Raw genomic sequence first — 25,782 nt, forward strand, 5'->3', positions numbered from 1 at the left:
AATGTTAGTTAACTATCTAACTAACCCTTTTAAACGCTTCATCACTGGCCATTGTGTAGCAAGCCCTAGCGTTGTTAGAGAATATCATCATGAATGGAATTTTATTACTGTATTGCGAAATCCTGTAGATCGATTTATTTCGGAATATATTTACAACAAGTTCAAAAAATCTGAATGGGCAAAAGTTGATTTAAGTATAGAGGTTTACCTCAAATCATCTGTGGCTCATGCAAAAGGGGTAACAATCGCGAACTACTTTTCGGGCTTAAGTGTGAAAGAGTTAGATAATACTAAGGAGTCTACTATTGTTGATCTGGTATTAGATAACTTAAATCATTTTAAAAGTGTTGGTTTTGTAGATGATATGGCAAATTGGAGTACAAGTTTGTCTGAAAAACTAGGCGAAAAGATCAGTTTTTCTAACAAAAATACTAGTCCAAACTCGTCAGCATTTTTAGCTATAAAAAATGATCCAGCCCTACTTGATAAAATCAAAGAGCTTTGTGCTTTAGATTTGAAAATTTATGATTTGGCAAAAATTAAGTTTGGCTAGGACTTAAAATCTAGGTTCTTGCTTCAAGGAAATTACATGGGCTTATTGACATGAGTTATGATAGTCGAAAAGAGAAGGGCTCGTCAGTTTATTTTTATCCTTATTCTCACAATAATGATTTCATAAATATTAATCAGAAAGAAATTGAAAGTTTAGGATTTAACATTACCCCGATTCGGCAGCTGTTTTCATTTGGGGCATGGCGCGCACGTAAGAATAGCGTGTTGATACTCAATTGGGTTGAAGATCAAATGTACCGCAGCGGTATTTCCTTGTTTCATGCATTAACGCTTTTCGTCTGGTTCTTTATCATTGCTCTGTTAGGAAAAGTGATGACAAATAACATTATTTGGGTTCGGCACAATTATGTTCCTCACAATGCCAAGGGTAATCTTTATTTACACGCTCTCATGTGCAAAATATTGAATATGCTAAGCACTAGGCAAATTTGTCTAGAAACTTATTATGGTCAGCAGACTATCCCTCATCCACTTTATTTATCTGACGAACAGATTCAGTTTAAACTAGCAGAGATTGAGTTCGATGTGCACACCCGCCCTCGCTTTGCTTTTGTAGGCGCAATTAAATCGTACAAAGGGATCCATAAGGCGTTAGCTAGTTGGCCTAAGTGTCAGCCTATGTTAATTGCTGGTGCATGTGACGATATCGCCTACGCACAAAGACTTGAAGCAATTATTGAAGAGCGCGGGTTAGAAGTAGAATGCCGTTATGGCTATCTGAGTGATCATGCACTCGAAGGCATTTTAAAATCTTATGACTTTATCGTCTTAGCCCACGAAGATAACCGAATGATTTCATCTGGCACTTTTTATCATGCCATTACGTTTGGCTGTAATTTACTTTGCTTACCCTCAAAGTTTACTTTAACTAAAGCCGCTGAACATGATTTCGTACATGTTTTAACGCCGAGCGAGTTTACTCCGGATAATATTGAAAGATTGCCTTTAATCTCTAGAAAGCAGGTCATGCAAGAAGCTCTACGGCATTATTCTCGTGAAAAAATACGAAATGTATGGCGTACTATACTCTCTTGAAATAAAGGCTAGAGTGCGCCTAACCTCGCAATTTTCACTTTACTTTTTCGTTCTTTTTAAAGCCTTAAGCTCTTTGAGTGAGGTGTAAAAGAAGGGCCTGAATAACAGTAGAAGTACAGCTAAGTAACATACTCCCCCCAATATTACATACAGCGTTAAGTCTAATGGCAGTAAGCCAGTCTTAATGACCCTAAACTGCAGGGAACTATATACCACGGCAAACATAGTCAAAGCGCCTACAGTGCTAGGAAAAACGCTTTCAAGCGATTTTTTGAAGCTGATATTTACGAATTTTTGGATAATACGATAGCGCATAGGTAAGGTGACAAAGGTTACTAACGTCACGGCGACAGCTATTGCGTAAATCCCAAAGAAGGCCGCTGCTATAGCCGCTGATACGTTGCCAATTAGCGTTATAACACCTAACAGAAATGCTGCTCGTGTTTGGGCCTGAGATATCATAATTGCTGGTAGAAACCAGCCAAGAATACTAGCGATAATAACAAATGACAAAATACTGATGAGCTCTGCACTGACTAACCATTTGTCGCCGAAGGTAAGTAGCACGGCTAACTCTGCAACCGCTGCGAAACCTATGATAACAGGTAAAACAATGAACGACGATGTGCGTAATACACGGTAATAAGATTCAGCCACTTTATCATTACTGATACGCGAGAATGACGGTACCATCATCTTGTTTAGCGGGCTGATTGTAAGAGAGGTCAGTGTAGTTTGGCCCCGTTGGGCGACTGATACAAACGCGAATGCTGCATTGCCTAAAACGAGAGCGACAACAAAATTCATGGTTTTCTCGGCGATAAATCGCATTAGTGCAATCCACATAAGGGGCAGGCCAAAATGTACTAGTTCTGTAATATGTACTCTATTTATTGTTAGAGCTGGGCGAAAGCGAGTTGCTGTAATCAATAAGACACTATTTAGAGCTGATTGGAGTAATCTCCCCCATATGACGGACCACACGCCGAAATCATTCAAAGCCAAGCTAACTGAAACAATACCACCTACGGTGACTGATATTAGTGTAATGGCTGATAACTGTTTGTTTTTAAAATCACGCTCTAGTTTTGCAGAGTTAACCAGCGAAACACCATTTAAAACAGGCACTAATGCTAGAAATAGTAAAACAGTGCCTGAGCCCGCTTGGTAATAATAATTGCTAAGTGGCGCAATGACCAACGCAATGATGGTGCCGATAAGTGTTGATACTCCAAGTAAAAACCAGAAACAGGTTTTGGCAAACGTATCATCCCATTCGTTTTTTTGGATTAAGTTTTGGTTGATACCAAAACCTACAAAAAGATTACCGAGTTCCAAAATAAGGAAACTAAAGGCAATAAGGCCAAACTCTTCAACGCTCAGTAATCGAGCGAGCAACACGTAAACTAATAACGATATTAGCTGATTACCCATGTTGCTCATGGTATTCCAGAGGGTACCAATCATGGTTTTTTTTGCGTATGACATATTTTGGTCTTATTGGGGAGTGACTGAAAAACTGTATTTGAATTGTAACAACCTAAAGAGATTTAACGTCGAGAAATTTTCGTTTGATTCGATTAAGCCCTTCAAAAATGCATTAACTTTTTTCGCGCGTTAGTATTTGAAGATTTTCGTTACCAATATAGAAAATCCAGCTGAATTATACATTCAACTGGATTTTAGTCATTGTGTTTGTCTGCGCGCATAGATGATGCGCAAACAACAAGCTTACTGACGGCGCAATCTAAATACGGCCGCCGCAGCACCTAGCAGTACTAGCACTGTGCCTGGAGCCGGTACGTTAGTCGGTGCTGCAGGGTTAGCAGAAACGAACGTGAAGCGTACTGCATCGGCAATTATGTTTTGACCTGATGTAGAATTGCTATCATCGATCATGACTGAAGCGCCACTAAGATCAAAGCTGTATTCGCCTAGGTCATTCCAAACCGTGCCATTGAGTAACTGATTGATAACCAAGCTAGCAGTGGATGAACCAGAGTCAATGGTGACTGCGGCGTTATTTGCTCTTGTTGGGCCTGAGGTCCAAAGCATCTCTACTTTCCAGATACCAGCAACCCACTCACTGTCGCCTGTTGGATCCCACATACCGAAATCGCCTACTGAGTTGCGTGTATCAGCCATATAATTAGCGCCGAAATAACCTGGCTCGTAAGTACTAATGTTAAGACCACTAGAGGTGAAACCAGCATCCGTGTTGTCGACTGTAATAACCGCAGCGTTAGCAGCAACAGAGGCTGTTAATAGCGCACATGTAGCTAAGCGGGTAAATAAACTTCTTAATTCCATATTCTAGCGTTCCTACTAAATTAATTTATATTGTACAAAAATTAACTAACACAATGAGTTAGAGGGGGATGTATAAACCTATCGTTTTATTGCAAAAATAAATAGCAAAAATCAAGCCGATATATTTTTATGTATTATTTTCAATGAGTTGAAAATATTATGTTGATGGGGTTTTTAATCTTGTAAATTATTCCGACACTTCATTGCTATTTAATGCTCTAAGCTCTATTTTCTAGAGCTTAACCGGTTCTTTATATGAAAAAAGCGCAAGTTTACTATGGTAAATAAGTTTTTTAAGTAAGTTGTTTAGAATGACTGTTAACGCCAGATAAATATAGAAATGGATAATAAGTGGTTATCCCTAAATACTAGGCTAAGTGCGCTATTTCAGCGCATACCAGTGTTTGTGAATAATATTTGATAGGTTGGGTCGTAAAACGCCGTTTAGATACTATTCGCTCGCTGTTTCTAAAACCGTGCGACTTCCCTCAATAGCATTCAAAATCTCACCTTCAAGGTAATAACTGATGGTTTCGCCTGCTGACACTGAAATGTGGTGAGCGTCTTTGTACATAATTTTACCGTCTTTGCTACCGCCGCATTTATCTTCTTCGCAGAAAAAACTGTCCAAGGCGATCATATTTTTACTGGGGTAGAGCATTTCTTCGAAACGTTTTAGCTTGGTAGCATATTCACTTCTGAGGACGTATTCCTGTTCATCATTCAAGCCCAGTTGTTGCCTGAAAAACGCCCTTGGGATATTGGTTTTTTGTTTGGGAATTTGCGGTACAAAAACATATTTCAAATGGTTTTGCTCAAAAAATGCGATGGTGCGTTGCAACGCTGCGTGCATTTCTTCGACTTGCGAAGATTCTGTTTCCAGTAATTCATATTCGATGTAATTGTCCCAGGCGCTCACATCTAAAATAAGGTCGTATTGATTGGTTTGCTCCAATAAATAGGATTGCATGTATTGGTTGTGTAAATGGCAATCATTGCTTCCTTTGCGCTTAGTATCTACTAGGCTGGGGCAGCCAGAGGTATTCATCGCATGGATAGTGAAACGATCAGAAAAGTTGTCTAGCGCTGACATTAATGCCGATGCGTGTGAGTCACCCCAAAGTAGAATAGAATATTCGGCATTAACCCCTTCTTTTAGCACGCACACCGAATATTGGCCTTTAAGTCTTTTTGTGTCGGTGCAAGTATCGCGAAAGGGTTCGCTGACTAAAGAGTTCGTATAAGCGGATATGCTGGGCTCAGAGATCGGCAACAAGCGATTGTTCGATTGTAGCGAGAAGAAGGAAACGCTTGCTATTAATATTGCAGCGAATCCACCTAAGGCCGTTTTACTGTATTTACTCTGATAGAAGGAGGGCTGTCTTAATGGTTGCTCAATAAATCGATAGGATAAATACGCCACTATGAACGTGAGTGCGAAATAAGCGCCCATGTAGGCCGGTGAGGTATTTTCAGTCAACCATTCAAAGCACACCCATATTGGCCAGTGCCACAAATAAAGTGAATAGGACAGCAAGCCGGTAAATACCAAAGGTTTTGAGCACATCACTTTGTAAAGTAGGCCTTTAGTTCTGTTGTCAATCAGCATCAGTAGTGTGCCCATGACAGGTAGCACGGCGTAAAAACTAGGAAAGGCAAGCTTGCGATCGTATTGAATAGCGGCAATGGCTATCATTACCAGTCCTATTTCACGTAGGTACTTGAATTGGTTAAAGGCGTTCGGTTTGTGAGTTAAGTGTATGGCGAACAGAGCACCCAAGCCCATTTCGTAAAAGCGGGTAGGCAGCACATAGAAACTAACAAAGCTTAAACTATTAGGGGCGAACCAATAGGCTAAAAATAACGATACTGCGCAGGCTACCCCGACTAGGCTGAGAACGGCACTTTTCTTTAATTTGAACAGCCCTAATAAAACCAGCGATAAAGGGAATAGAAAATAAAACTGCTCTTCAACGCTCAAACTCCACGTGTGTAGCAGCGGCTGTAATTCTAAATTGGGGCTAAAGTAACTGGAGGTCTGCCAAAAATATAAGTTCGATGAAAACAGCAGTGAAGCCATGGCTGATTTAGCCAGGGTTTGGAATAAATTAGGTGGATAAATAAATGCAAAAACCAGCAAGGTCACCAGCGTCATGAATATACTGGCAGGTAGTAAGCGCCTTGCTCTTCTTTTATAAAAGTCGAGAAACGAGAAGTTGCCGGCCAGTATTTTGGGATAAATAATGGAGGTAATCAAAAAACCGCTGATGGCGAAGAAAATATCTACGCCTATATAGCCACCGGGAAAAAGGTTAATTTTTGCGTGGAAAAGAATAACCAGTATGACCGCAACGGCGCGCAGGCCGTCTATATCCGCTCTGTACTTCATCAGATATATGCTCCATAAATTGAGCGTACACAATGAAACGTAGGCTGAATATTTGATTGCTCACTGATTGGCAAAACACATTGTGCAATGAGGAAGTTTTTTGTGAGGTGGGTCATTACTACGTCCGTATAAAACACTACTGGCATCCCTTTTAGAAGATTGATCGACTACTTAATTAGGATCATTCCACTTCATTTACTGGTGATAAAATAAACTTTACGAGCGCCTGTTGCAATACACAATCAGCACTTACTAATAGTTGCGGTAAGTAATTTTCCCGCAGGTCAACGTAGTATGGGAGCGCTTAATTACGGCGAGATCACAGAAATAGTTCCGAAAATTCCGAGTTAACAGATGCTTAGCGCAGGCAGAGCGAAACTGAAATATAGACTCGTGACTCGAATTTAGTTAACGTCAAAAAAATAAATTTTATCCCGCTTATGTCGATTGCATAAGATTGAGTGAAATGAAGATGTTTAACTGCATTTCATATGGACTTGTACTTCTAAGGTGAAAGTGTGCTGAGTCGAGACAGAGCGTTACTGCTAAAAATAACTCTGTGCTACGGGATATTCGTTATCTTTGGTAGCTGGGTGCCATTTAATGTTAATTCGCTGTCCTTTGGGGACGCAGTGAACGCGTTTATGGAATTGAATAAATTCGATTTCAGCATTGTTAATCGCTCTGATTGGTTCACTAATTTTCTGCTGTTTATGCCTTTGTCGTACTTGCTTTTTATTCTGAGCTCACGGCAAAGTTCAGCGCTGGCCCGTACCATTCAACTTATCTCTATCTGTATTGTATTACTCAGCCTTTCAGTTGGTATTGAGTTTGTGCAGCTGTTTTTGAACGATAGGGTTTCATCGTTTAAAGATGTCTTCGCTCAATTCTTAGGTATGATCACCAGCTTCGTTTTATACTTTTTTACCCGCGATAAATTTACTTCCATGGTGCATGAGCTCAACCGTCATGGTGGAGACAACAAATGGATCACCTATGCCAATGGCGCATTAACCGTATTGGTTATTTACAGTGTTATGCCACTGGATTTATCCATAAGCCCTGTGGAGCTGTTTAAAAAATGGCAAGAAGGGCGCATTACGTTACTTCCCTTTACCTCATTCGACTCAAGCATTAGCGAGTGGCTATTTGGCATTTTATCCGACATCTTTCTGTGGGGCTTTATCACTTGGCTTTATGTGAAGAGCGCCAAGTACACACCGAGTCAGATAGTAAAAAGGTGCCTCTTTTATGCCGTTGGCATTGAATTAGCACAGCTATTGGTACTCAGTCGATATACTGATTCGACCGATATCGTGACGGCGTTGATGGGTATTCTGCTTGCGCTTAAATTCTTCGCCAACTCAAATACAGGCCGCAGTAAAAACGGCGCGCAACAACCTTATGCCATTGCGACGAACATAGGACTCACGTCGTACACCCAAGAGCTGATCTTGTTCGCTTGGTGCATCATGTTGTTTGTTTTCGCTACCTATCCTTTTGAGTTGGTCGCAAATAAGCAAGCCGTACTTGGCAATTGGCACAACTTTTTCTCTGCGCCGCTTGAAACCTATTGGCGGGAAGGGCCTTTGCAGGCGGTCACGCAACTACTACGTAAGGTGCTGCTCGTTATACCCCTGGGCCTGTTGCTCGCGTCTATTTCGGCCAAGCACCAACTGAAAAAAGAGAGCCGTATACTATTTTGCCTACTTGCGGTGATGTTCCTGTTCGGCCTTGAGTTATTGCAGATAGTTATGGCCAATAAGGTAGCGGTCGCAACTGACGTCGTGTTAAATCTATTTGGCTTGTTCTTAGGTTGGAAGGTTTTTCAGATGCATTCAGGTAAACAAGGCATTGATAAACAAGACATAGCTGAACAAGACATTGATGAATGTGCAAATAGCCCAGAGGGAGCGCCGATACTACAACAAGGAGCAGATTACGCGTCATCAAAAAACGGCAGTCTAGGAGAAAATAACACCCCAGTGAATACCAGTGGCAGGTTTATCAAGTTTTATCCATTGGTTGTATTTGGGCTTATCTTTTTGGGGCTTATATTGATTCAGGGGGATCCTCGAACCCCCTATAATATAAAAGAGTTATTTGATTCTGATTGGGTTTGGCTAAGTGCGGCCATGATGTCATTGTCTTTTTTAGTAGCGTTGGGATTACCGGGCGTCGCACTTAATCTCGCCCTCAAGCTAGGCAAGACCTCAGCTTTGTGGTTATTTACAATGACGCTAGTGCATACCTTGCTTGTATTTAATCTATTTTACCTGAGCTTTCCCATTGAGAGCTTGCATGACATTTTGGGGTATCCCACATGGCGAGAGCAGTCACATTATCTCGAGTTATGTTATCGCTTTGTCGGATTTTACCTGCCTATTTCTGGCGCGTTTTTTATGGTCTACAGCTGGTTTATTACGACTCAATCCGTGGGGTTCAAAGCCAGTCGATTCGCATTTTCGTTACTCTATACGTGCCTAATGTTGCCTATTGCGTACTTGATAGTGGTGGTGCAAGCCGGTACAGACAATATTACTGAACTACTGCCAAACGATGGGTATTCCTTTAAGTTACTTAACCTTGTGGCTTATATCGTTCTACTGGTATGGGTTTCTACTTGGTGGGTTAAAAATAGCACTGCTACTCGGCCCTTAACGTTGCTGGTTTATATTACGCTCACCTTACTATCTGCCCCGTTGGGCTTTTATCTGCTACAGCATGGTATGCAAGATGTCATTATTAAATATGGTAGGGTATTTTCTAGTTTGCAGTTTATTCTGAGCCCATCTAGAGATAATTTATTAACCACAGATCAAATGTTTATTAGGTACACAATGTTGCATTTTATGCTGTTGGGGATGTTCTTTATCGCGGGGTTTTCTGCTCGGGCGTTTTCTTTTAGCACTAAACGTAATGAAGATAAGCATACCATTTTACAATCTCAGCGCACCACAGCGAGCTCTTAAAATAGCCGTTGTAATGTGCACTGAGAAAATCGATACACCAGTGTTTTTACTGCACTGTTATTACTATTAGTACTATCAGCGCGGTATTAATCTCGCTAAGGTATTGCCAAGAATATATAAAAACAAACGAATAATCATATTCATGAGAAAAGGAGCGCAGATGCTGTTATCAAGGGGAAGGGGCGTTGTTTTTTTATTAAGCGCGCTAATATATTTAATGGCTGGTGCGGTGAATGCAAACAGTAGTGCAAAGAGTATTGCAGAGTTCACCGATGGCATGGCGCACAAAGCTGGCTTTTTCGATTTTTATTACGATGACGAGAATGACAAAGTCTATTTGCGCGTCGATAAGCTGGCACAGCCGTTTTTGTTTCAAAGCAGTCTGCCCCAAGGCATTGGCTCGAATGACATCGGCCTTGACCGTGGTCAGTTAGGTGAAACGCGTTTGGTCGAGTTTCAACGCTTTGGAAATAAAGTGATGCTCAAACAGCTGAACACGGCTTATCGAGCGACCTCGGCAAACCCCGCAGAGCAGGCAAGTATTGATGAAGCGTTCGCTGATTCTGTGCTAGTAGGGTTGCCAGTTGTGGCTTCAAACGAAAATATTGTGCTGGTGGATTATACGGATTTTCTACTGTCTGATATTCACCAAATTAGCGACCGATTAAGCGCGACTAAGCAGGGCAGTTATAGCCCCGATGCCTCCCGAAGCGGCGTGTATTTGGCGCGCAGCAAAGCCTTTGTTGATAATACTGAGCTTGAATCCATGGTGACGTTTGCTGGTAGTCAACCGGGGGAATACGTTAAACAGGTGACGCCGGCGCCCAAGAGTATTTCGGTGCATTTACACCACTCGCTTATTCGCTTGCCGGATGACAACTATCAACCACGCAAGTTTGTGCCGTTTTCTGGCTATTGGGCATTGGGCTATCAGGATTATTCAGCGCCGCTTGATCAAAGCATGACGACGCAGTTTATCCCTCGCCATCGCCTAAGTAAGAAAAACCCCAAGGCTAAAACGAGTGAAGCGCTTGAGCCTATTGTGTACTACCTCGACCCAGGTATTCCTGAGCCAGTTTTAGGCGCATTGCTTGATGGCGCGCGTTGGTGGAATCAAGCCTTTAGTAAAATTGGCTACAAAGATGCGTTTCAAGTAAAGGTGTTACCAAAAGGTGCTGACCCAATGGATGTGCGCTATAACGTGATCCAGTGGGTACACAGAGCCACTCGCGGCTGGTCTTACGGCAGCTCTGTGGTTGACCCTCGCACAGGTGAAATCATTAAAGGCCACGTAACGCTTGGTTCACTGCGTGTTCGTCAAGATTATTTAATCGCCCTTGGCTTGACCAGCCCATTTGGTAACACTAAAGGCGCTACTGATACGCAAGCGCAACAAGAGATGGCGCTAGCGCGTATTCGTCAATTGTCTGCCCATGAGGTGGGCCACACCTTAGGTATTTCGCATAACTTCGCTGCCAGTGAATATGGCCGTGAGTCAGTGATGGATTATCCGCACCCGTATATTAGCCTGAAAAACGGCAAAATCAGTTTAGAAGGTGCCTATGCCACAGGCATGGGTAAATGGGATGACTACGTAATTGCCTATGGCTACCAAACGTATTCCAGTACTCAAGGTGAAGCGGCGGGCTTGAGCGAACTGGTAACACAAGCGCGCGCGAGTGGCATGCGATATCAATCCGACCCGGATGCTCGGCCTCTGCACGCGGCTAACCCGTCTGGCAGTTTATGGGATAACGGCGCAGATGCTGTCACTGAATTAAAGCGTGTTAGCGATGTTCGCAGCGTTGCAATACAAGAGTTCGGTATTAGCAGCATTCCTTCTGGCGATACGTTATCTTCACTGGAAGAGCGTTTTGTACCTATATATTTGCTTCATCGTTATCAGTTGGATGCGGTAGCAAAACTGATTGGCGGTGTGGAATATGAGTATGAAAGTAAAGGTGACTATACTCAGCCAAAGGGCGCTAAAGTTGTAGCCAGTAAAGCGCAACAAGACGCAGTAAATGCACTACTTGATACTTTACAGCCTGCATATTTAACCGTACCCCAGCATATCGTTAATTTGATCCCGCCTAAAGCCTATGGCGAGTCCCGCGATCGGGAAAGCTTTAAAGGTCGTACTGGGTTAACGTTCGATCCTGTTTCAGCAGGGGAATCAGCGGCAAATTACAGTTTAACCTTGTTGCTGCAACCCCAGCGTCTGAATCGTTTGGCTCAGCAACACAGTGCAGATAAAGATGCCCCAAGCGTTAACAGTGTCATATCAACACTGTTAACACGCAGCTTAAAACAACAAAGCGATAAGCAACTTGCACAGCGGATCAACTACGTGGTGCTTGATGGCTTGGTAAAAGTGCTAGCAGAGCCTGAATTAGCACCGGAAGTGGCAGGCGCGGTTGAATTGCAATTGCGCGATCTAACCAAGTGGTTAGGCAGTCTGAAAAAGCGTGGGCAAAACCGAGTGTTAGCAGAGCAGCTTAATCAGTTTTGGCAAACAGGAAAGTGGCCAACACATTTCGAACCTAAGCCTTTGCCACCCGGCTCTCCCATCTGATAGCAGGTTTATTTAACTCATTTCGTGAAAGCTCATTTACGTTGCATAAAGTGAATGAGCAACTTTGTCCCTCAGCTGTCCTTTTCTCGATTAGAACAAGCTATTTATTCTAACGTTGATGCTATCCAATTTGCTCTTTGAGCCAAGTTTTAGCGGCAGCTTCCTCTTCAAAAAAAACATGTTTAAGCGTAGTTTGCTGCAATATGTTGCTCCAAAATTGCTGAGAAATAGTTTTATATTGCACGTTGTCAAAAATAATAGCGTTAGCGACCAAGTTCAACTGTTGGGCCTGTTTGATTGAATCGACCATTAGGCTAGAAGCCTCTGGCGGGAGCAGTGGTTCGCCGCTAAATATAGTCAAGCTAGCCCAAGGTTTTGTGCTCATTTTGACTCGATAATCGTGCAATTCCTTCTGGTATTTTAAGACCATTTCTGTGTTCCCAGGACCTTGCGCATAAATGATCAATAATTGGCCCTCGCGGGTTATTTTTAATCCACCGTGGGCGGCAAATGTTCTGTTATTCATTTAATTCTCTGTGATAAAAGCAGCAGGACAATACCGTTTTAACACGCCAACGAGTATATGGTTATTAGCATTTAGTGTAATTTAAGGAGTAATAAGGTACCCAGAGGAGTATTGAGAATAGTTTCACAAAAGCAATTTAAGCACCAATTATAGGTATTTTGTCACGCTTAAGTTATGCGTTGTTCCATGGCTTAATCAGTAGAAAAATGACGCTCTGCCACTTGTTTCTTGAGCCATGCTTTGGCGGTTAATTCGTCATCAAAAAAAGCATGTTTCAACGTCGTGCGTTGATAAATTCCTTCCCAAAATTGCTCCGAGATAGACTTGTACTGTACATCATCAAAAACAATCGCTGTCGCCACAAGGTTCATGTGCTCAGCTTGTTTAATTGACTCAACCATCATCCCTGCTGCTTCAGGAGGCAACAAAGGCTCACCGCTGAGTACAGTCAAGCTGGCCCAAGGTTTGTGACTCAATTGCTCTCTATGTTGATTTACTTCACGCTGGTACTGCAACACCATCTCGGTGTTAGCTGGGCCACGAGCACGAATGATCATTAGCCCTGACTCTACGCATATGTTCAGACTTCCATGAATAGGGAAATTTCTGTTGACCATCGAGTCTATTCCTTTGATTTAACTCAAAATACACTCTAGGTATAACACAGATCGTAATTGATCACATAGCGTAGTATTTTACTATATCGTCGCTGAAAATGTCTGCTGAGTATCGAGCCCCAAATATGCATCAAATGCCATGCAAATGCTGCGTAACAAGAGTTGGGCTTTGGGCTGAATATACAGCGCGTGAGGTAAATCCAGCATTAAACCATCTTTAATAAACATAGTTAATCCACGTAATTCACTAGCAAAGTACTCGTCAAAATCTATGTTAAAGCACACAGAAATTGCGGTCTTATCAACCATGGAGTTACACATGATATCGCTAATTACTCGGCGACGAATGCGATCGTCCTTGCTGAGTGTTAATCCTTTCTCAAGGGCGGATTTCTGGTGTTCGATTGCATAATAATAATCAGAAAGTCCTTTTTGATTCTGGCTGTAGCTATCGCCCACGGCACTGATAGCAGACACCCCTAACCCTAGCAGGTCTGTATTTTGCCCCGTGGTATAACCTTGAAAGTTACGCATTAAACTGTTGTCTTGTTGCGCGAGTGCTAACTCATCATTCGGCAAAGCAAAGTGATCTATGCCGATAAATTGATATCCAAATTGGGTGAGTTTATCCACAGCAAGATGCATTAAGGCGAGTTTTTGCTCTGCGTTAGGTAATGTCTCTACAGATAATTTTCGCTGTGCAGCAAAACGCTCTGGTAAGTGGGCATAGCTAAACAATGAAACCCGCTCCACTTGCATCGCGTGTACGGCTTCTAATGTATTGGCAAAACTTTCAGGGGTTTGATGAGGCAAGCCATAGATTAAATCTAAATTGACCGAACGAAACTGACGCTCTTTAGCACGCGCCACCAACGAAGCGATCAGTTCAGTCGACTGCACTCTATTGATCGCTTTTTGCACTTTAGGATCCGTATCTTGTAAACCGATACTCAAACGGTTGAATCCCATGTCTGCCATGGCGTCGATACGCTCGACAGTCATATCTCTTGGGTCGATTTCAATGCTTATTTGGGCGTCTGTGGTGAAGTAAAAATGCGTTTTCAGCTCGTTCATCAATTGAAGTAACTGATCGTCCGTTAGAAAATTAGGTGTCCCGCCGCCGAAGTGTAAGTGCGTTACCGCTTTCGCACCAAACTGCTCGGCTTGCTGTTTTATTTCTTCAATTAGATGATTGAGATACACATTTGCTTTGGTCTGTAACTGGGTAACAATTTTATTGCAGCCACAGTAGTAGCAAAGATAATGACAAAACGGGATGTGTACATATAAAGAGAGGTTGTTGTTATCACTTTGTGCTGCAGCTTTTAAAAAATCGGCTTGCTTGAATGATGGTGTGAAGTTAGGCGCTGTAGGATAAGACGTATATCGTGGCCCTCGTAGCGGGTACTTATCAAGTAAAGCAGGATCTAACGTAACAGATGGGTGCATAAAGTGTGCTCGCAAGTTAACTCAGTAAAGTAAGGGGTAACAAGCGAAGTATAAATAACGTACAGAATTCAAAATTGATCTAGAACAATAAACGACAAGGCTGAAATGTGCTCAGCCCTGTCATTCCTTGTTAGGCGGAAATTAAAATCTAACCTTTAAATCCAAAGAAGTTATTTTTCATAATTTCTTCTACCGCGCCTTCAGGAAGGGCATTTTCCCACTCACCTCTACCTTTCATCACCTGTTTAAGCACGTCCCGAGAGAATATCTTGAACAAATTGGGATCGCTGCAATCGATGCCCTGAATGAAATCGTTCTCCAATAGATGGCGATACAAAAAGCGCAAGTGGTCGGGGACTTTTACCGAGGTAAAGTCGTTTAATTCACCTTCACTATCCAGTTCAGGATAAACAAATAAGCGGGTGTTATCCGGGAATAACTTACCAAAGCCTTCTAAAATGCCGCCTTCAACGCCCCGGTACGATTCTTCATCGAAAATTTGTTTAATGTTGATCATACCGACCACAATACCGATCTGTAATTTGGTGTATTGCCTGAAATAAGCGCGCAGCGAGAAGTAACGGGTGTAATCTGAAACCATCACGTTGTAACCCAAAGAATTGAGCAATTGCACTCTGGCGATAATGTCTTTTGAGGGGACTTTTGCGTCATTCCCTCGGCTGTCGTTCAACGTGATTTCGGCGATTGCTACCGTGTTGCCTTTTTCAACACCGGGCAGTTTCCCGAAAGCCAATTGCCCTTGTTCTATCATATCGACGTTCAGCTTGGTGACCGGCCTAAAAGACCCTCGAATTGTCAGTACGTTCTTTTTGTAGAGCATTTCAGCAGGAACGGCCACTGAACCATCTGGTTTGAACATGATAGCGCGGGTCTTCCAGCTTCTGATGAGATGAATGTTTTTCGCGCGGTTATCAACATCTTCAAAGTAAGGGCCTTTAAACTCAATCGAGTCTATCTCAATACGATTGGCTTTGATGTTATCCGTTAACGAATCGATGATTTTTTTCGGATTTTCAAAATAGTAGTAGGCAGCATAAATCAGGTTCACGCCGATTACGCCTAACGCTTGCTGTTGAGCCTCTGCGTTATCGTCAAGCATGCGAACATGAACTGTGATATCAGATGGCTCAGCACCTGGGTACATCTGCACGCGAATACCACACCATGCATGACATTCATTGGCACGATTGAAACTCTTTGCCGCAACGGTGGCGGCATAGGCAAAATAACGAGACGAGCGCGAGCGAGTATCACCGACACGATCAAGTACCAGCTCGAACTCTTGTTCCATCATGGCTTTGACTCGGGCTTTACTTACGTAACGTCTGTCTTCTTGTACGCCGTATATGGCATCAGAGAACTTCATATCATAAGCAGACATGGTTTTAGCGATGGTACCTGCTGCAGCACCCGCTAAGAAAAACTGCCTCGCGACTTCTTGGCCTGCGCCAATTTCGACGATTGTGCCGTACTTTTTCTCGTCAAGGTTTAGGCGTAATGCTTTGGCGCTGGTATTTCGCGAACTGGTCTGTTTGTCCATGGTCTCTCCAAAATTGTAGGGGATGTACCAACATGGTGATTGGTTTGTTAGTTGCCATTATACGCAATAAAACCCTTATTGCGTAAGACGTTAGCGTTTTTAGCCTAAGCTAACTCAGTGCTCAGCCAAGCATGATTGCTTCTGGGCACTTAAAATGTGTCGAACATTCGATATGTCGCCGTCGTTTTTGGCGGGTTTTATGCCCAAAGCACAAGCAATTAGGTTATACACTTCGATGTTATCGAAACGATTAGAAGTCGTTTGTTTAGCAAAAGCTGGGCCTTTGGCAATAAAGGTCGCTGCCATTTCTGGTGCTTGATTATCATAACCATGGGTTGCGGTGTGAGTTAGTGTCGATACATTCGGTTGGCTTTCATCTTGGCTGGCATAAATACTCCACCCAGGGTCTGCTAACAGCATAAGATCAGGTCCGCGCCGGGGGTGATTAAAATGATATTTTTGAGCTAGGGCCGGGCGTTTTATAACGCGTAGATGCGCAATGGGGTTCATCGTTAGTGCTTGGTATGCACTGTCTACGTGCGAGAGTTCACCATATAAGTTCAAAAAGGGGGAAAATACTGATGAAGTATCTTTCCCCCAATCCGAAATGACAAAATCTGACCAATTGACAAAAGAGTTTAGGTTAATGACTCGTTCGGGGCTCAAGTCAATCATGCCGTGATCGGAAACCACCACCACATTTATGTCTTGATGAACCGGCAGGTTACGCAGCCCAGAGAGCAACTCTCCAATATGCTGGTCGATGCGTTTAATCGCGCTTTGTTCTTCCTTAGAATTGACGCCGAAATCGTGAGCCGCGCTATCCACTGCGGAAAAATACAAGGTAACAAGATGAGGGCGCTGCGCTTCGGGTAGCGACATCCATTGCAACACTTCAGTGACTCGCTCAGCGTAATCCTTGTTTTGATTGTAGGTCTTTCGATAAGAAGGCTTGACTCCATTAATATCCACTTCTGAACCGACCCAAAAATACGTGGCAGCCTTCAAACCTTGCCTTTCAGCAGTGATCCAAATGGGTTCTCCGTCCCACCAGTGAGGATCTGTTGCATCTGTATTGCGCGAAAATTTACGATTAAGTTGCCTGTCAAACGGGTAGTTAGAGACTATCCCATGATGCTCTGGATGCAGCCCAGTGGCGATAGAATAGAAATTTACAAAGGTCTTAGTTGGCATCGCTGGCGTCATGCTCTTTGCAGTGACGCCTTGCTGCCCAAGGGTGTATAAATTCGGCATATTATTTTGCGTAACGCTAGTCGGGCGCAAACCATCAATACCAACCATGATGACATAAGGCTTGCCTGCTTGAGCGTGGGCGAAGCTAATGAGTGTCAGTGAAACCAGGGCAAATAGGCAGCGGTAAAGGGTCATGAAATTTCCTACAAAAGTGGTGACTAAAGGTTGCTAAAACACGTATTTTCATAAGATAACTAATAACGTGCTGAATAGATTAATATTGATGGAGCACTATAGCGAAAAAACACTGGCGACTACACTGAGCAGCATGAACCTTTTATGGCAATATACATCTTGCGCGGGTGGATAGAACGCGCTGGATTATGAATACTCTGCAATTTAAAACCACTCCAGCTTAAATTCACTGCACCTTAAATTCACTGCACCTTAAATTCACTGGGTTTATATTAGTATTCTTGCTATCACGTAAACACACATTTCTTTCATCGTATTTCTAGATTGCCACAATCTTGTTTAATCATTTTAATGACTTCACCTTTCTAAGCATACTTCAGTCCAGCCCCGAAATAGGCCGTTAAAAGTCGCTCGCAGTAATAGATTGCGGCTCGCTTTTAACTCACGTAACGAGAAGTGCTCACTCACTAAAGCGTCATTTTCTCATTATAAAAAACATAAAAGTTGATTAAGTACCGAACACACAAAGGCGCTTGGGATACTTAAGATTTCTTCGGAGAACTAAAATGAAAATAAAAGCTTCACTTCTTATTGCTGCTACGCTTTTTAGCGTTGCAACTATGTCCAGCGCCGAAACGCTGACTCGTCAAAATGGTGCGCCAGTGGGCGATAACCAAAACTCACAAACAGCTGGACCATGGGGCCCAGTGTTATTACAAGATAGCCATTTAATTGAAAAATTAGCTGCGTTTGACAGAGAGCGTACACCTGAGCGTGTTGTGCATGCTCGTGGTACTGGCGTTCACGGCTACTATGAAAACTACGTTGACCTGTCAGACATGACGGTTGCAGCGCCATTTCAAAGTGAAAACAAAAAAACAGACGTTTTTGTGCGTTTCTCAGCCGTTATCCATGGTCATCAATCCCCCGAAACCTTGCGTGACCCACGTGGCTTCGCTGTGAAATTTTACACCGAACAAGGTAACTGGGATTTAGTGGGTAACAACTTCCCGATTTTCTTTATTCGTGATGCAATCAAATTTCCAGATATGGTGCATAGCCTTAAGCCGTCACCTGTGACGAACAAACAAAGTGCAGCGCGCTTGTTTGACTTTTTCTCCCATGTGCCTGAATCCACACACATGCTAACGCATTTGTTTTCAGACATGGGTACGCCAAAGAGCTACCTAAATATGGATGGTTCAAGTGTTCATGCGTTTAAATTTGTGAATGCTAAAGGCCAAGTGAAATATTTCAAACTAACATGGAAAACCAAGCAAGGTCAGAAGAACTTTACCGCCCAAGAAGCGCAAGAAATGCAAGGTAAAGACTTTCAGCCTATGACGACTGATATTTACACCCGTATCGGTGAAAAGGGCGAAACCGCTTCTTGGGATCTGTACTTACAAACCATGGAGCCACAGCAGCTTGATGACTTCGACTTCAACCCGTTAGATACCACCAAAATCTGGCCTGAATCGCTTATTCCAGCGAAGAAAATCGGTAAGTTAACCCTTAATCGCGTGCCAGATAACTTTTTTGAAGAAACAGAGCAAGCTGCGTTTGCACCAAGTAACTTGATCCCTGGTATTGAGCCATCTGAAGACAGAATGCTACAAGGTCGTTTATTCTCTTATGCTGATACTCAGCGTTACAGAATCGGCGTAAACGCATACCGTATTCCGATTAACGCACCGCGTAATGCTGCGATTAACAACCACGAGCAACACGGTAAATTGCGTACCACTAACAGCACACGTGATGTGAATTATCAACCAAGTCGCCGGGTAGCACTAGATGACGACAACCAGTACAAATATGCCCAAACACCGTTGTCGGGAACAACCCAACAAGCGCCGTTCTACAAGCAGCGTAACTTTGCCCAAGCGGGTGAGAAATTCCGTTCATTTAGCAAAGTAGAGCAGCAGCACTTGATTGAAAACTTAGGCACCACCCTAGCGGGTGTTCCGGAAGAAGAAATCCGCGTGATCATCAGTGCATACATGTACAACGCTGATAAACATTACGGAACAGGGGTTGCCAAGTTAGCCAGTGCGCCTATGAGTAAAGTGAAAGCGACCGCTAAGCAATTGATGGACAACCAAGCAGCACTTGAAAAGCGTGCTAAGAAAGTCGCTGATGATTTCAGCCGTATTTCATACAAAGCTGAGTTGTAAGCTATTTGTATCTAAACGCTGCTTGCATGTAATCCTAAATTTGCGTTTAAGCAAGATGCCACAGCTAGAAGCTGGGTTTAGGTCAAATCAGTAATAATGGCGTGTTAGGGGATAGAACATCTAACACGCCACTTATCTTTCTAATCATTATCTTCTAACAAGTATAAAGAGGAATAAGGCATGAACCGTATCTTCCAATGGCCACTAAACGTCTTACTAACGTTACTACTTTTGACAATGGCGTATTCAAGCCAAGCAGAGCCTGTTGATAGCAAACACTTACAAACCGTTTATTTTGATGCGGCAAGGCAAGGTGATGTACCCACCCTAAGTGCATATTACGCAGCAGGGCTCAGCCCAAACGTTGCCGACGCAAAAGGGTATACCGCGCTTATTCTATCGGCCTATCATGGCAAAACCGATGCGGTAGAATACTTGTTAGCCCACGCTGATGTAAATGCTTGCCAAGAAGACAACTCAGGAAACACCGCTTTAATGGGGGCTATCTTCAAGGGAAATTTCGGAGCGATAAAGGCACTTATTAGCGCTGATTGCGATATTGACCAAGCCAATAGTAATGGTCAAACAGCTGCTATGTTTGCCACACTTTTTAATCGCACGGATACCATCGCAGCGTTAACCGAAGCGGGAGCAAATTTAACGGCCAAAGACGGTTCAGGCAATAGCTTAGTGGATATTGCGTTAAGCCAAGGTAATTATGAATTGGCTGAGAAATTGATGGAGAAAAAGACAGCAAATTAAGCCCGGGAAACAGCGCTGCAAGCCTCGTAAATACTCACGCGCTGGGAATATAGGTCTTACCAGTCTAAATGTTTGCTTAATAGTTAGGCATAAATGTGACTTAGTTACATTTTCTTGTAATGAACGACGGAAATAGTCGCGTTTATCATTTTTTGTTTTACCGGATTTTGTTATTATCCCGCGCTTAAATTAACGTTCTGTTAATCAATGAAACAACTTCATGGAATGAAAAGCGGGGTGCGCTGGGCGCGCTCTAATTCGAATCACTTTGAACAGAGATACGCGCTGTCATGATCATCTTTTTTATTTGTATCACTATCTTGATCCTTGGTTATAAGTTTTATAGCCCCTTTGTTGAAAAACAAGCAGGGATTGACCCTACGGTTGCCACACCGCAAACTCGCTTTAGCGAAGGCGTGGATTATGTGCCCATTCATCCGGTACGTGCATTTCTAATTCAATTTTTAAACATCGCCGGTGTTGGGCCTATCTTTGGGCCGATATTGGGTGCCTTGTACGGCCCAGTCGCCTTGGTGTGGATTGTGATTGGTAATGTGTTGGGCGGCGCTGTGCATGATTACTTCTCAGGTGTGATGAGCATCAAAGAAGATGGTAAGAGTCTACCTGAGATTGCTGGGCACTATTACAACGTGGTCTTCAAGGGATTCATGTTGATTTTTACCGCCATGCTATTATTTTTTGTGGGCGTGGTATTCATCATGAGCCCAGCGGGTTTATTAAGTAATCTAGACTCGTTTCAAGGCACGATATTGGCTGACAATACCTTTTGGGTATTAGTGATTTTAGGCTACTACTTCTTAGCGACTTTGCTGCCTATCGATAAAATCATCACTAAGTTTTACCCGATTTTTGGTCTATTGATGATTGTAATGACCAGCATGATTGCCGTAGCTCTACTTATTGATGCACCGCACTTGCCAGTTACTGGTGATTTTTGGGCATACTTCGAAGCGGATCATGCCCACGACTTTTTAGCGCCTAACCCCGATGGCTTGCCTACTTGGCCCTTGTTATTCGTTACAATCACCTGTGGTGCGATCAGCGGTTTTCACTCTACTCAAGCACCCATTATTGCCCGCTGTTTAACCAACGAAAAGTACGTGCGCCCAGTTTACTACGGCGCCATGGTGTGTGAAGGCATAGTGGCTTGTGTATGGGCATTAGCGGGTATAGCGGCCTTCCCTGAAGGATACGCAGGACTCAAAGCCATGCTTGACACGGGCGGGCCAGGTTTGGTCGTTAATCATGTGGCGAATAGTTACTTAGGTGTATTTGGCGGCATCATGGCGATTGTTGCTGTGGCGGTATTCCCAATTACTTCTGGTGATACAGCATTTCGCTCGCTACGTTTAACCGTGGTTGATGCGTTTAACATTCCCCAAAGCATTCGAAACCGCCTGTTGCTTGCGGTGCCTATTTTGACTATTGCTTACTTTATGACAAAGTTAGACTTCACGCTGATTTGGCGCTATTTCGCGTTCTCCAACATGTTGCTTTCAACCAGCGTGTTATGGCTGGCTACCAAGTACTTATTTGACCGAGGCACCTTCCATTGGATTGCCAGTATTCCAGCGGTGATCACCACTGGTGTTACCGTTTCTTATATTATGACTGCGGCCATCGGTTTTAACTTATCACCTGATTTAGGCAAGCCAATTGGGGCAGTCGTGGTGGTGATTGGCTTGATTTTGTTGGTGATAGCACACAATAAACATAAACAAGTTGTGGCTTAGCGCCTAAGCGATTGTTGAAAATGCGCTAACGCGTAGTGATTTATCAGAAAGCTAACCCGAAATGGTTAGCTTTTTTTGTGCCTGCGTTTTTGATAGGTGGGCGTTCTTATGTTCGGTGTATTTTCGCTGAGTGATCATTTATTAACGTGCAATGGTATAATACCAATCCGCATTAATAAGTGACCGTCTCAGAATGCGTCCAGCGGTTTTTGATTAAGGCGTCGCTATGTAGTAATGGTTGTTCCCTTTCAAATAGTGAGAACGCAGAGCAAAAGCCGCTGGGGCATTCCTTGCAGGCGAGTTTTAAAAGGGCTTACACTGCGTTGCATGACTTCGAAAGAGAACAACTATTCATTCAGTCATGCGCCTTGTTTAAGCCCTTTTAAACTCTCGCTGAGTCATCACTTATTAACGTGGAATGGTATAAAATACTCAACAAAAAAGGGATGCCGTGGCATCCCTTTTATATTCTCGTTGCGAGCTCACATATTAACGTGCAATGGCATTAAAACTGATACTGCGCGCCAATGTAACCTGCTGCGCCGGATGTGTTATAGGTAGCAATGTCTTGATAATTGGCATCAAATGCGTTTTCTAAACGTGCACTTAGACTAAGGTTTTTATTAACCGAGTAACGAGCGCTCACATCAATCACTTCATAGCCTTTTAGTTCAACGCCATCCACCGAATCATGAGATGAGCGCAGGCTAGCGGCTAACTTCCATGTGTTGTTATCATAAAATACGCTTATGCTGCCTGAGTTACGCGGGCGGCGACGACGCTGATCACCAGCAGTATCTTCGGTGTCGTTGTAGGTGTAGTTGGCGCTAACACCAATCGTATCGGTTATTGCAATATCAGCGATGAGTTCAATGCCCTCAGAGGTGCTTTCGCCTAAATCTTGTAAGTAACCCGAAAAAGTGGCGAGATCAAAGTAAATGCTGTCTTCTATCTTTTGATCAAAATAGGTGACTTCAAACTTCGAACCCGAGGTCAAAGCGTAGGTTAGACCGATCTCATAGCCTTTGGTGGTCTCTTCTTTTAAATCCACTTCAGAGGCGGGTGCAATGGAGAAAGGACCTGTGTTGTAAGCGATTTCACTTAAACTCGGTGCTCTAAAACCAGTGCCGTAAGCACCGCGAAGTTTTAATTCGTTATTACCAACAGCCCATATATAGGCACTGCTCAAACGATAACTGGTATGCTCGCCAAAATCTTCATTGTCGTCATGACGAACTCCAGCAGTAACAAAGAGGTTACTTATGACTTCACTCTGGTATTCAAGATAGTAACCGCGCTGAGTGCGGCTATCATCATCACTAGTGATTTTTTCTTGTTTCCAGTCGATGCCGTAGACTAAGTTGGCATTTTGATTTAACTCAGTACTGCCAAGATATTCAGCACGTTCAACGGTACCCTTAGTATCAAAGCTAGATAAGCCCTCGGCGATAAATTCGCGCTCGATGAAGCTTTTAGCGAGTGAAAATTGATGCTCTGAAGTGTTTGTGGAGTAATTAGCGCTGACACGTAAATCTGTTTGGTCAAACTCATTTTCACAATCATTTGTAGAGCCGGATGCACCAAAACACGAATCATATTGACCTTCTGCATTGGTGTTTCGTGCAACAAAATTCAGCTTAACCTGTTCATTCACTTGATAACCTAAGCGAGTGTGTAATGTAGTGTTGTCGTATCCGTCGTCATCTTGGTTTTCAAGCGTTGTTACGCGAGAGTTAAAGCCATCTGTTGAGAAGTCGGAAGCAGCTACATAGTAGTCAAATTTATCACTCGAGCCCCCTACATCAGCCGCTAAGTTGGTCGCGTTGTAACGGCCATATTCTGCTGATACTTGACCTGAAGGTTCGCCCACGCCATTAGCGGTTTCGATATTGATCACGCCGCCAGCATCAGCACCATAAACTAAACCTTGGCTACCACGGAGTATTTCAACGCGGTTGATGTTGCTACTTTGTATTTGACCAAAGTTAGGGCCGACTTGTGTGCCTGTTGGGTCTGACACTTCGACGCCATCGATACGAACTTGGGTGCGATAGCCTTCTTCGCCACGAATTCGCAGGCTGGTTGTTGAACCGGCGCTACCATTGCTTGTAACAGTGATCGAGGGTTGAGTACGTAGTACATCCGCTAAATTAGCGTAACCACGAGTTTCAATATCATCGCGAGTCAAAACTGATACAGAAGTCGCGATTTCGCGAATAGGCATGGCCACACGGCTTGAAACGACCACCATGCGTTCGAGGTTACTGTCAGTTTTGCTAGCAACTTCTGTTGAATTTTCTGACTGTGCATCAGAGATTTGGGCGATAGATGGGCTTGCCGATAATGCTAAAGAGATGGCGATAGCCAGTGGGCGGTGTTGCATGTGTGTTCCTCAATCTGAAAAAAGTTAACGATCGAAGGAGGGGTAAAATGCGTGAATTATAATAATCTTGTAGCTATATGCAGCGAAACGACATTTAAAATGGATGGAGTAGCGTCAAAATCAAAGCAAGCAACAAGTTAATTTGATAGGTGCATTCTAATGAAGCCCTCCGCTTCATTCGTAAATAACTAGTTCATAGGCCGGTGTCGGGCTGGCATCTCAAAGGATGCGTACCGTTGCGGGGGCAGCGATGGATTAACCTAGACAGCCATGTTTGTCTGGCGACACCATACTTCCCGTTTACCCTGTTCAGTTGAAATGGCTCACAACCAACAGGCACCTAGAATAGCGGGCGAGACCATACAAACACTGGGCTTCAAAGTCAATGAATAAGGCCGCAAACCGAGCCGTTTATACTGTGTAGCATCATGTCACGTATAGCATTGCTCCATGCTAACTAACTAAAACCGATATCATGACACCCATGATAACGATATCTTGACACCCATGATAAGGCTTAGTGAACACACTATCGTAAGAGCATTCATCTTAATATTTGGTGAAAGTAGCTCAGACTCGAAGTAGGCGAGTGTTTTTGCATAGGTTTAATGGATAAGGTCTGCTTGCTAAAAACCGATATCGTGACACCTATGATAAGAATTGTAGAGCGTACTATTGCCGAAGTATTCATCTCAAAACCGATATCTTGACACTCAAGATAAAACTCGGTGAGCGAAATGCCTTCAGAGCATTCATTTTAATATTTGGTGAAAGTAGCTCAGACTCGAAGTAGGCGATTGTTTTTGCAGAGGTTTAATGGATAAGCTCTGCTTGCTAAAAACCGATATCATGACACCTTCGGTAAGGCTCGGTGAACACACTATTGTCAGAGCATTCATCTTAATATTTGGTGAAAGTAGCTCAGACTCGAAGTAGGCGAGTGTTTTTGCATAGGTTTAATGGATAAGGTCTGCTTGCTAAAAAACGACATCATGACACCTACGGTAAGGCTCGGTGAGAATACTATTTTCAAAGCTGATATCAAGACACCCAATGTAAATCGTTTAAGAAAGCAATCGCCAATTTTAAACCTATCTATTGATGTCGCCGCGCCACTGTCGATATCTCGTTGCCGTATCACATCATCACTTCGTGAAACCCTGCACGACTAAAATAATATCGCGACACCCATGATAAGACCTAGAGCCGTTATCCTCAAACCGATGATAGGATTTGGTGAAAGTAGCTCGAGGCCAAAAATAGGCGAGCCTTTTGTATTGGCTTAATGGTTAGCGTCCGCTTGATAAGTT

The 25,782-nt window shown here is 43.2% G+C and carries 16 protein-coding genes and 1 riboswitch; of the genes, 7 read left to right on the plus strand and 9 right to left on the minus strand.

Annotation, left to right across the window (positions count from 1 at the left end):
• Together GMES_RS04255 and GMES_RS04260 are read left to right on the plus strand one after the other, a co-directional pair.
• Window positions 1-553, plus strand: a 553-nt coding sequence (locus GMES_RS04255) for a sulfotransferase family 2 domain-containing protein (protein ID WP_006991345.1), incomplete at its 5' end; no start/stop codon positions are given.
• A 50-nt stretch (window positions 554-603) separates the two neighbouring features.
• Window positions 604-1,608, plus strand: coding sequence for a glycosyltransferase family protein (locus tag GMES_RS04260; protein ID WP_006991346.1), 1,005 nt, complete (start codon window positions 604-606; stop codon window positions 1,606-1,608).
• A 39-nt stretch (window positions 1,609-1,647) separates the two neighbouring features.
• On the opposite strand, the gene GMES_RS04265 is transcribed toward GMES_RS04260, so the two are convergent.
• The 3 genes from GMES_RS04265 to GMES_RS04275 form a co-directional block, all read right to left on the minus strand.
• Window positions 1,648-3,096, minus strand: a complete 1,449-nt coding sequence (locus GMES_RS04265) for an oligosaccharide flippase family protein (protein WP_006991347.1) — start codon at window positions 3,094-3,096, stop codon at window positions 1,648-1,650.
• A 243-nt stretch (window positions 3,097-3,339) separates the two neighbouring features.
• Window positions 3,340-3,918 carry a golvesin C-terminal-like domain-containing protein gene (locus GMES_RS04270; RefSeq protein ID WP_006991348.1) on the minus strand — a complete coding sequence of 193 codons (579 nt, stop codon included), beginning with the start codon at window positions 3,916-3,918 and terminating at the stop codon, window positions 3,340-3,342.
• Window positions 3,919-4,369: 451 nt separating this feature from the next.
• Window positions 4,370-6,307 carry an acyltransferase family protein gene (locus tag GMES_RS04275; protein ID WP_006991349.1) on the minus strand — a complete coding sequence of 646 codons (1,938 nt, stop codon included), beginning with the start codon at window positions 6,305-6,307 and terminating at the stop codon, window positions 4,370-4,372.
• Between the two features lie 518 nt (window positions 6,308-6,825).
• Between GMES_RS04275 and GMES_RS04280 the strand changes: the two genes are divergently transcribed.
• Entirely contained in the window at window positions 6,826-9,279 is a 2,454-nt protein-coding gene (locus tag GMES_RS04280; protein ID WP_006991350.1) for a VanZ family protein, read from the plus strand.
• A gap of 160 nt (window positions 9,280-9,439) precedes the next feature.
• Window positions 9,440-11,854 (plus strand): zinc-dependent metalloprotease, encoded by a 2,415-nt coding sequence (locus tag GMES_RS04285; RefSeq protein ID WP_006991351.1) that lies wholly within the window; start codon window positions 9,440-9,442, stop codon window positions 11,852-11,854.
• A gap of 121 nt (window positions 11,855-11,975) precedes the next feature.
• Here GMES_RS04285 and GMES_RS04290 read toward each other — a convergent pair whose 3' ends face one another.
• The 5 genes from GMES_RS04290 to GMES_RS04310 form a co-directional block, all read right to left on the minus strand.
• Window positions 11,976-12,380, minus strand: a complete 405-nt coding sequence (locus tag GMES_RS04290; protein ID WP_006991352.1) for a hypothetical protein — start codon at window positions 12,378-12,380, stop codon at window positions 11,976-11,978.
• Between the two features lie 191 nt (window positions 12,381-12,571).
• The gene (locus GMES_RS04295) at window positions 12,572-12,997 is read right to left on the minus strand and encodes a hypothetical protein (protein ID WP_006991353.1); all 426 of its coding nucleotides are present in this window, start codon (window positions 12,995-12,997) and stop codon (window positions 12,572-12,574) included.
• A gap of 81 nt (window positions 12,998-13,078) precedes the next feature.
• Window positions 13,079-14,446 carry an oxygen-independent coproporphyrinogen III oxidase gene (hemN, locus tag GMES_RS04300; protein ID WP_006991354.1) on the minus strand — a complete coding sequence of 456 codons (1,368 nt, stop codon included), beginning with the start codon at window positions 14,444-14,446 and terminating at the stop codon, window positions 13,079-13,081.
• 148 nt (window positions 14,447-14,594) lie between these two features.
• Window positions 14,595-16,007: a hypothetical protein gene (locus tag GMES_RS04305; protein WP_006991355.1), complete on the minus strand. Its 1,413-nt coding sequence runs from the start codon at window positions 16,005-16,007 to the stop codon at window positions 14,595-14,597.
• Window positions 16,008-16,121: 114 nt separating this feature from the next.
• On the minus strand, window positions 16,122-17,396 hold the full coding sequence (locus tag GMES_RS04310) for an alkaline phosphatase family protein (protein WP_006991356.1): 1,275 nt from the start codon (window positions 17,394-17,396) through the stop codon (window positions 16,122-16,124).
• A gap of 566 nt (window positions 17,397-17,962) precedes the next feature.
• Between GMES_RS04310 and GMES_RS04315 the strand changes: the two genes are divergently transcribed.
• The 3 genes from GMES_RS04315 to GMES_RS04325 all read left to right on the plus strand — a co-directional run bounded on the left by GMES_RS04315 (window position 17,963) and on the right by GMES_RS04325 (window position 22,089).
• Window positions 17,963-19,573, plus strand: a complete 1,611-nt coding sequence (locus GMES_RS04315; protein WP_006991357.1) for a catalase — start codon at window positions 17,963-17,965, stop codon at window positions 19,571-19,573.
• Between the two features lie 180 nt (window positions 19,574-19,753).
• Window positions 19,754-20,335, plus strand: a complete 582-nt coding sequence (locus tag GMES_RS04320) for an ankyrin repeat domain-containing protein (protein ID WP_006991358.1) — start codon at window positions 19,754-19,756, stop codon at window positions 20,333-20,335.
• 290 nt (window positions 20,336-20,625) lie between these two features.
• Window positions 20,626-22,089, plus strand: coding sequence for a carbon starvation CstA family protein (locus GMES_RS04325; protein ID WP_006991359.1), 1,464 nt, complete (start codon window positions 20,626-20,628; stop codon window positions 22,087-22,089).
• Window positions 22,090-22,594: 505 nt separating this feature from the next.
• Here GMES_RS04325 and GMES_RS04330 read toward each other — a convergent pair.
• Window positions 22,595-24,472 carry a TonB-dependent receptor plug domain-containing protein gene (locus tag GMES_RS04330; RefSeq protein ID WP_006991360.1) on the minus strand — a complete coding sequence of 626 codons (1,878 nt, stop codon included), beginning with the start codon at window positions 24,470-24,472 and terminating at the stop codon, window positions 22,595-22,597.
• 181 nt (window positions 24,473-24,653) lie between these two features.
• Window positions 24,654-24,831: riboswitch (cobalamin riboswitch) on the minus strand.
• Between the last annotated feature and the right edge of the window lie 951 nt (window positions 24,832-25,782).

The organism is Paraglaciecola mesophila KMM 241 (assembly GCF_000315015.1).
GTDB classification, from domain to species: domain Bacteria; phylum Pseudomonadota; class Gammaproteobacteria; order Enterobacterales; family Alteromonadaceae; genus Paraglaciecola; species Paraglaciecola mesophila.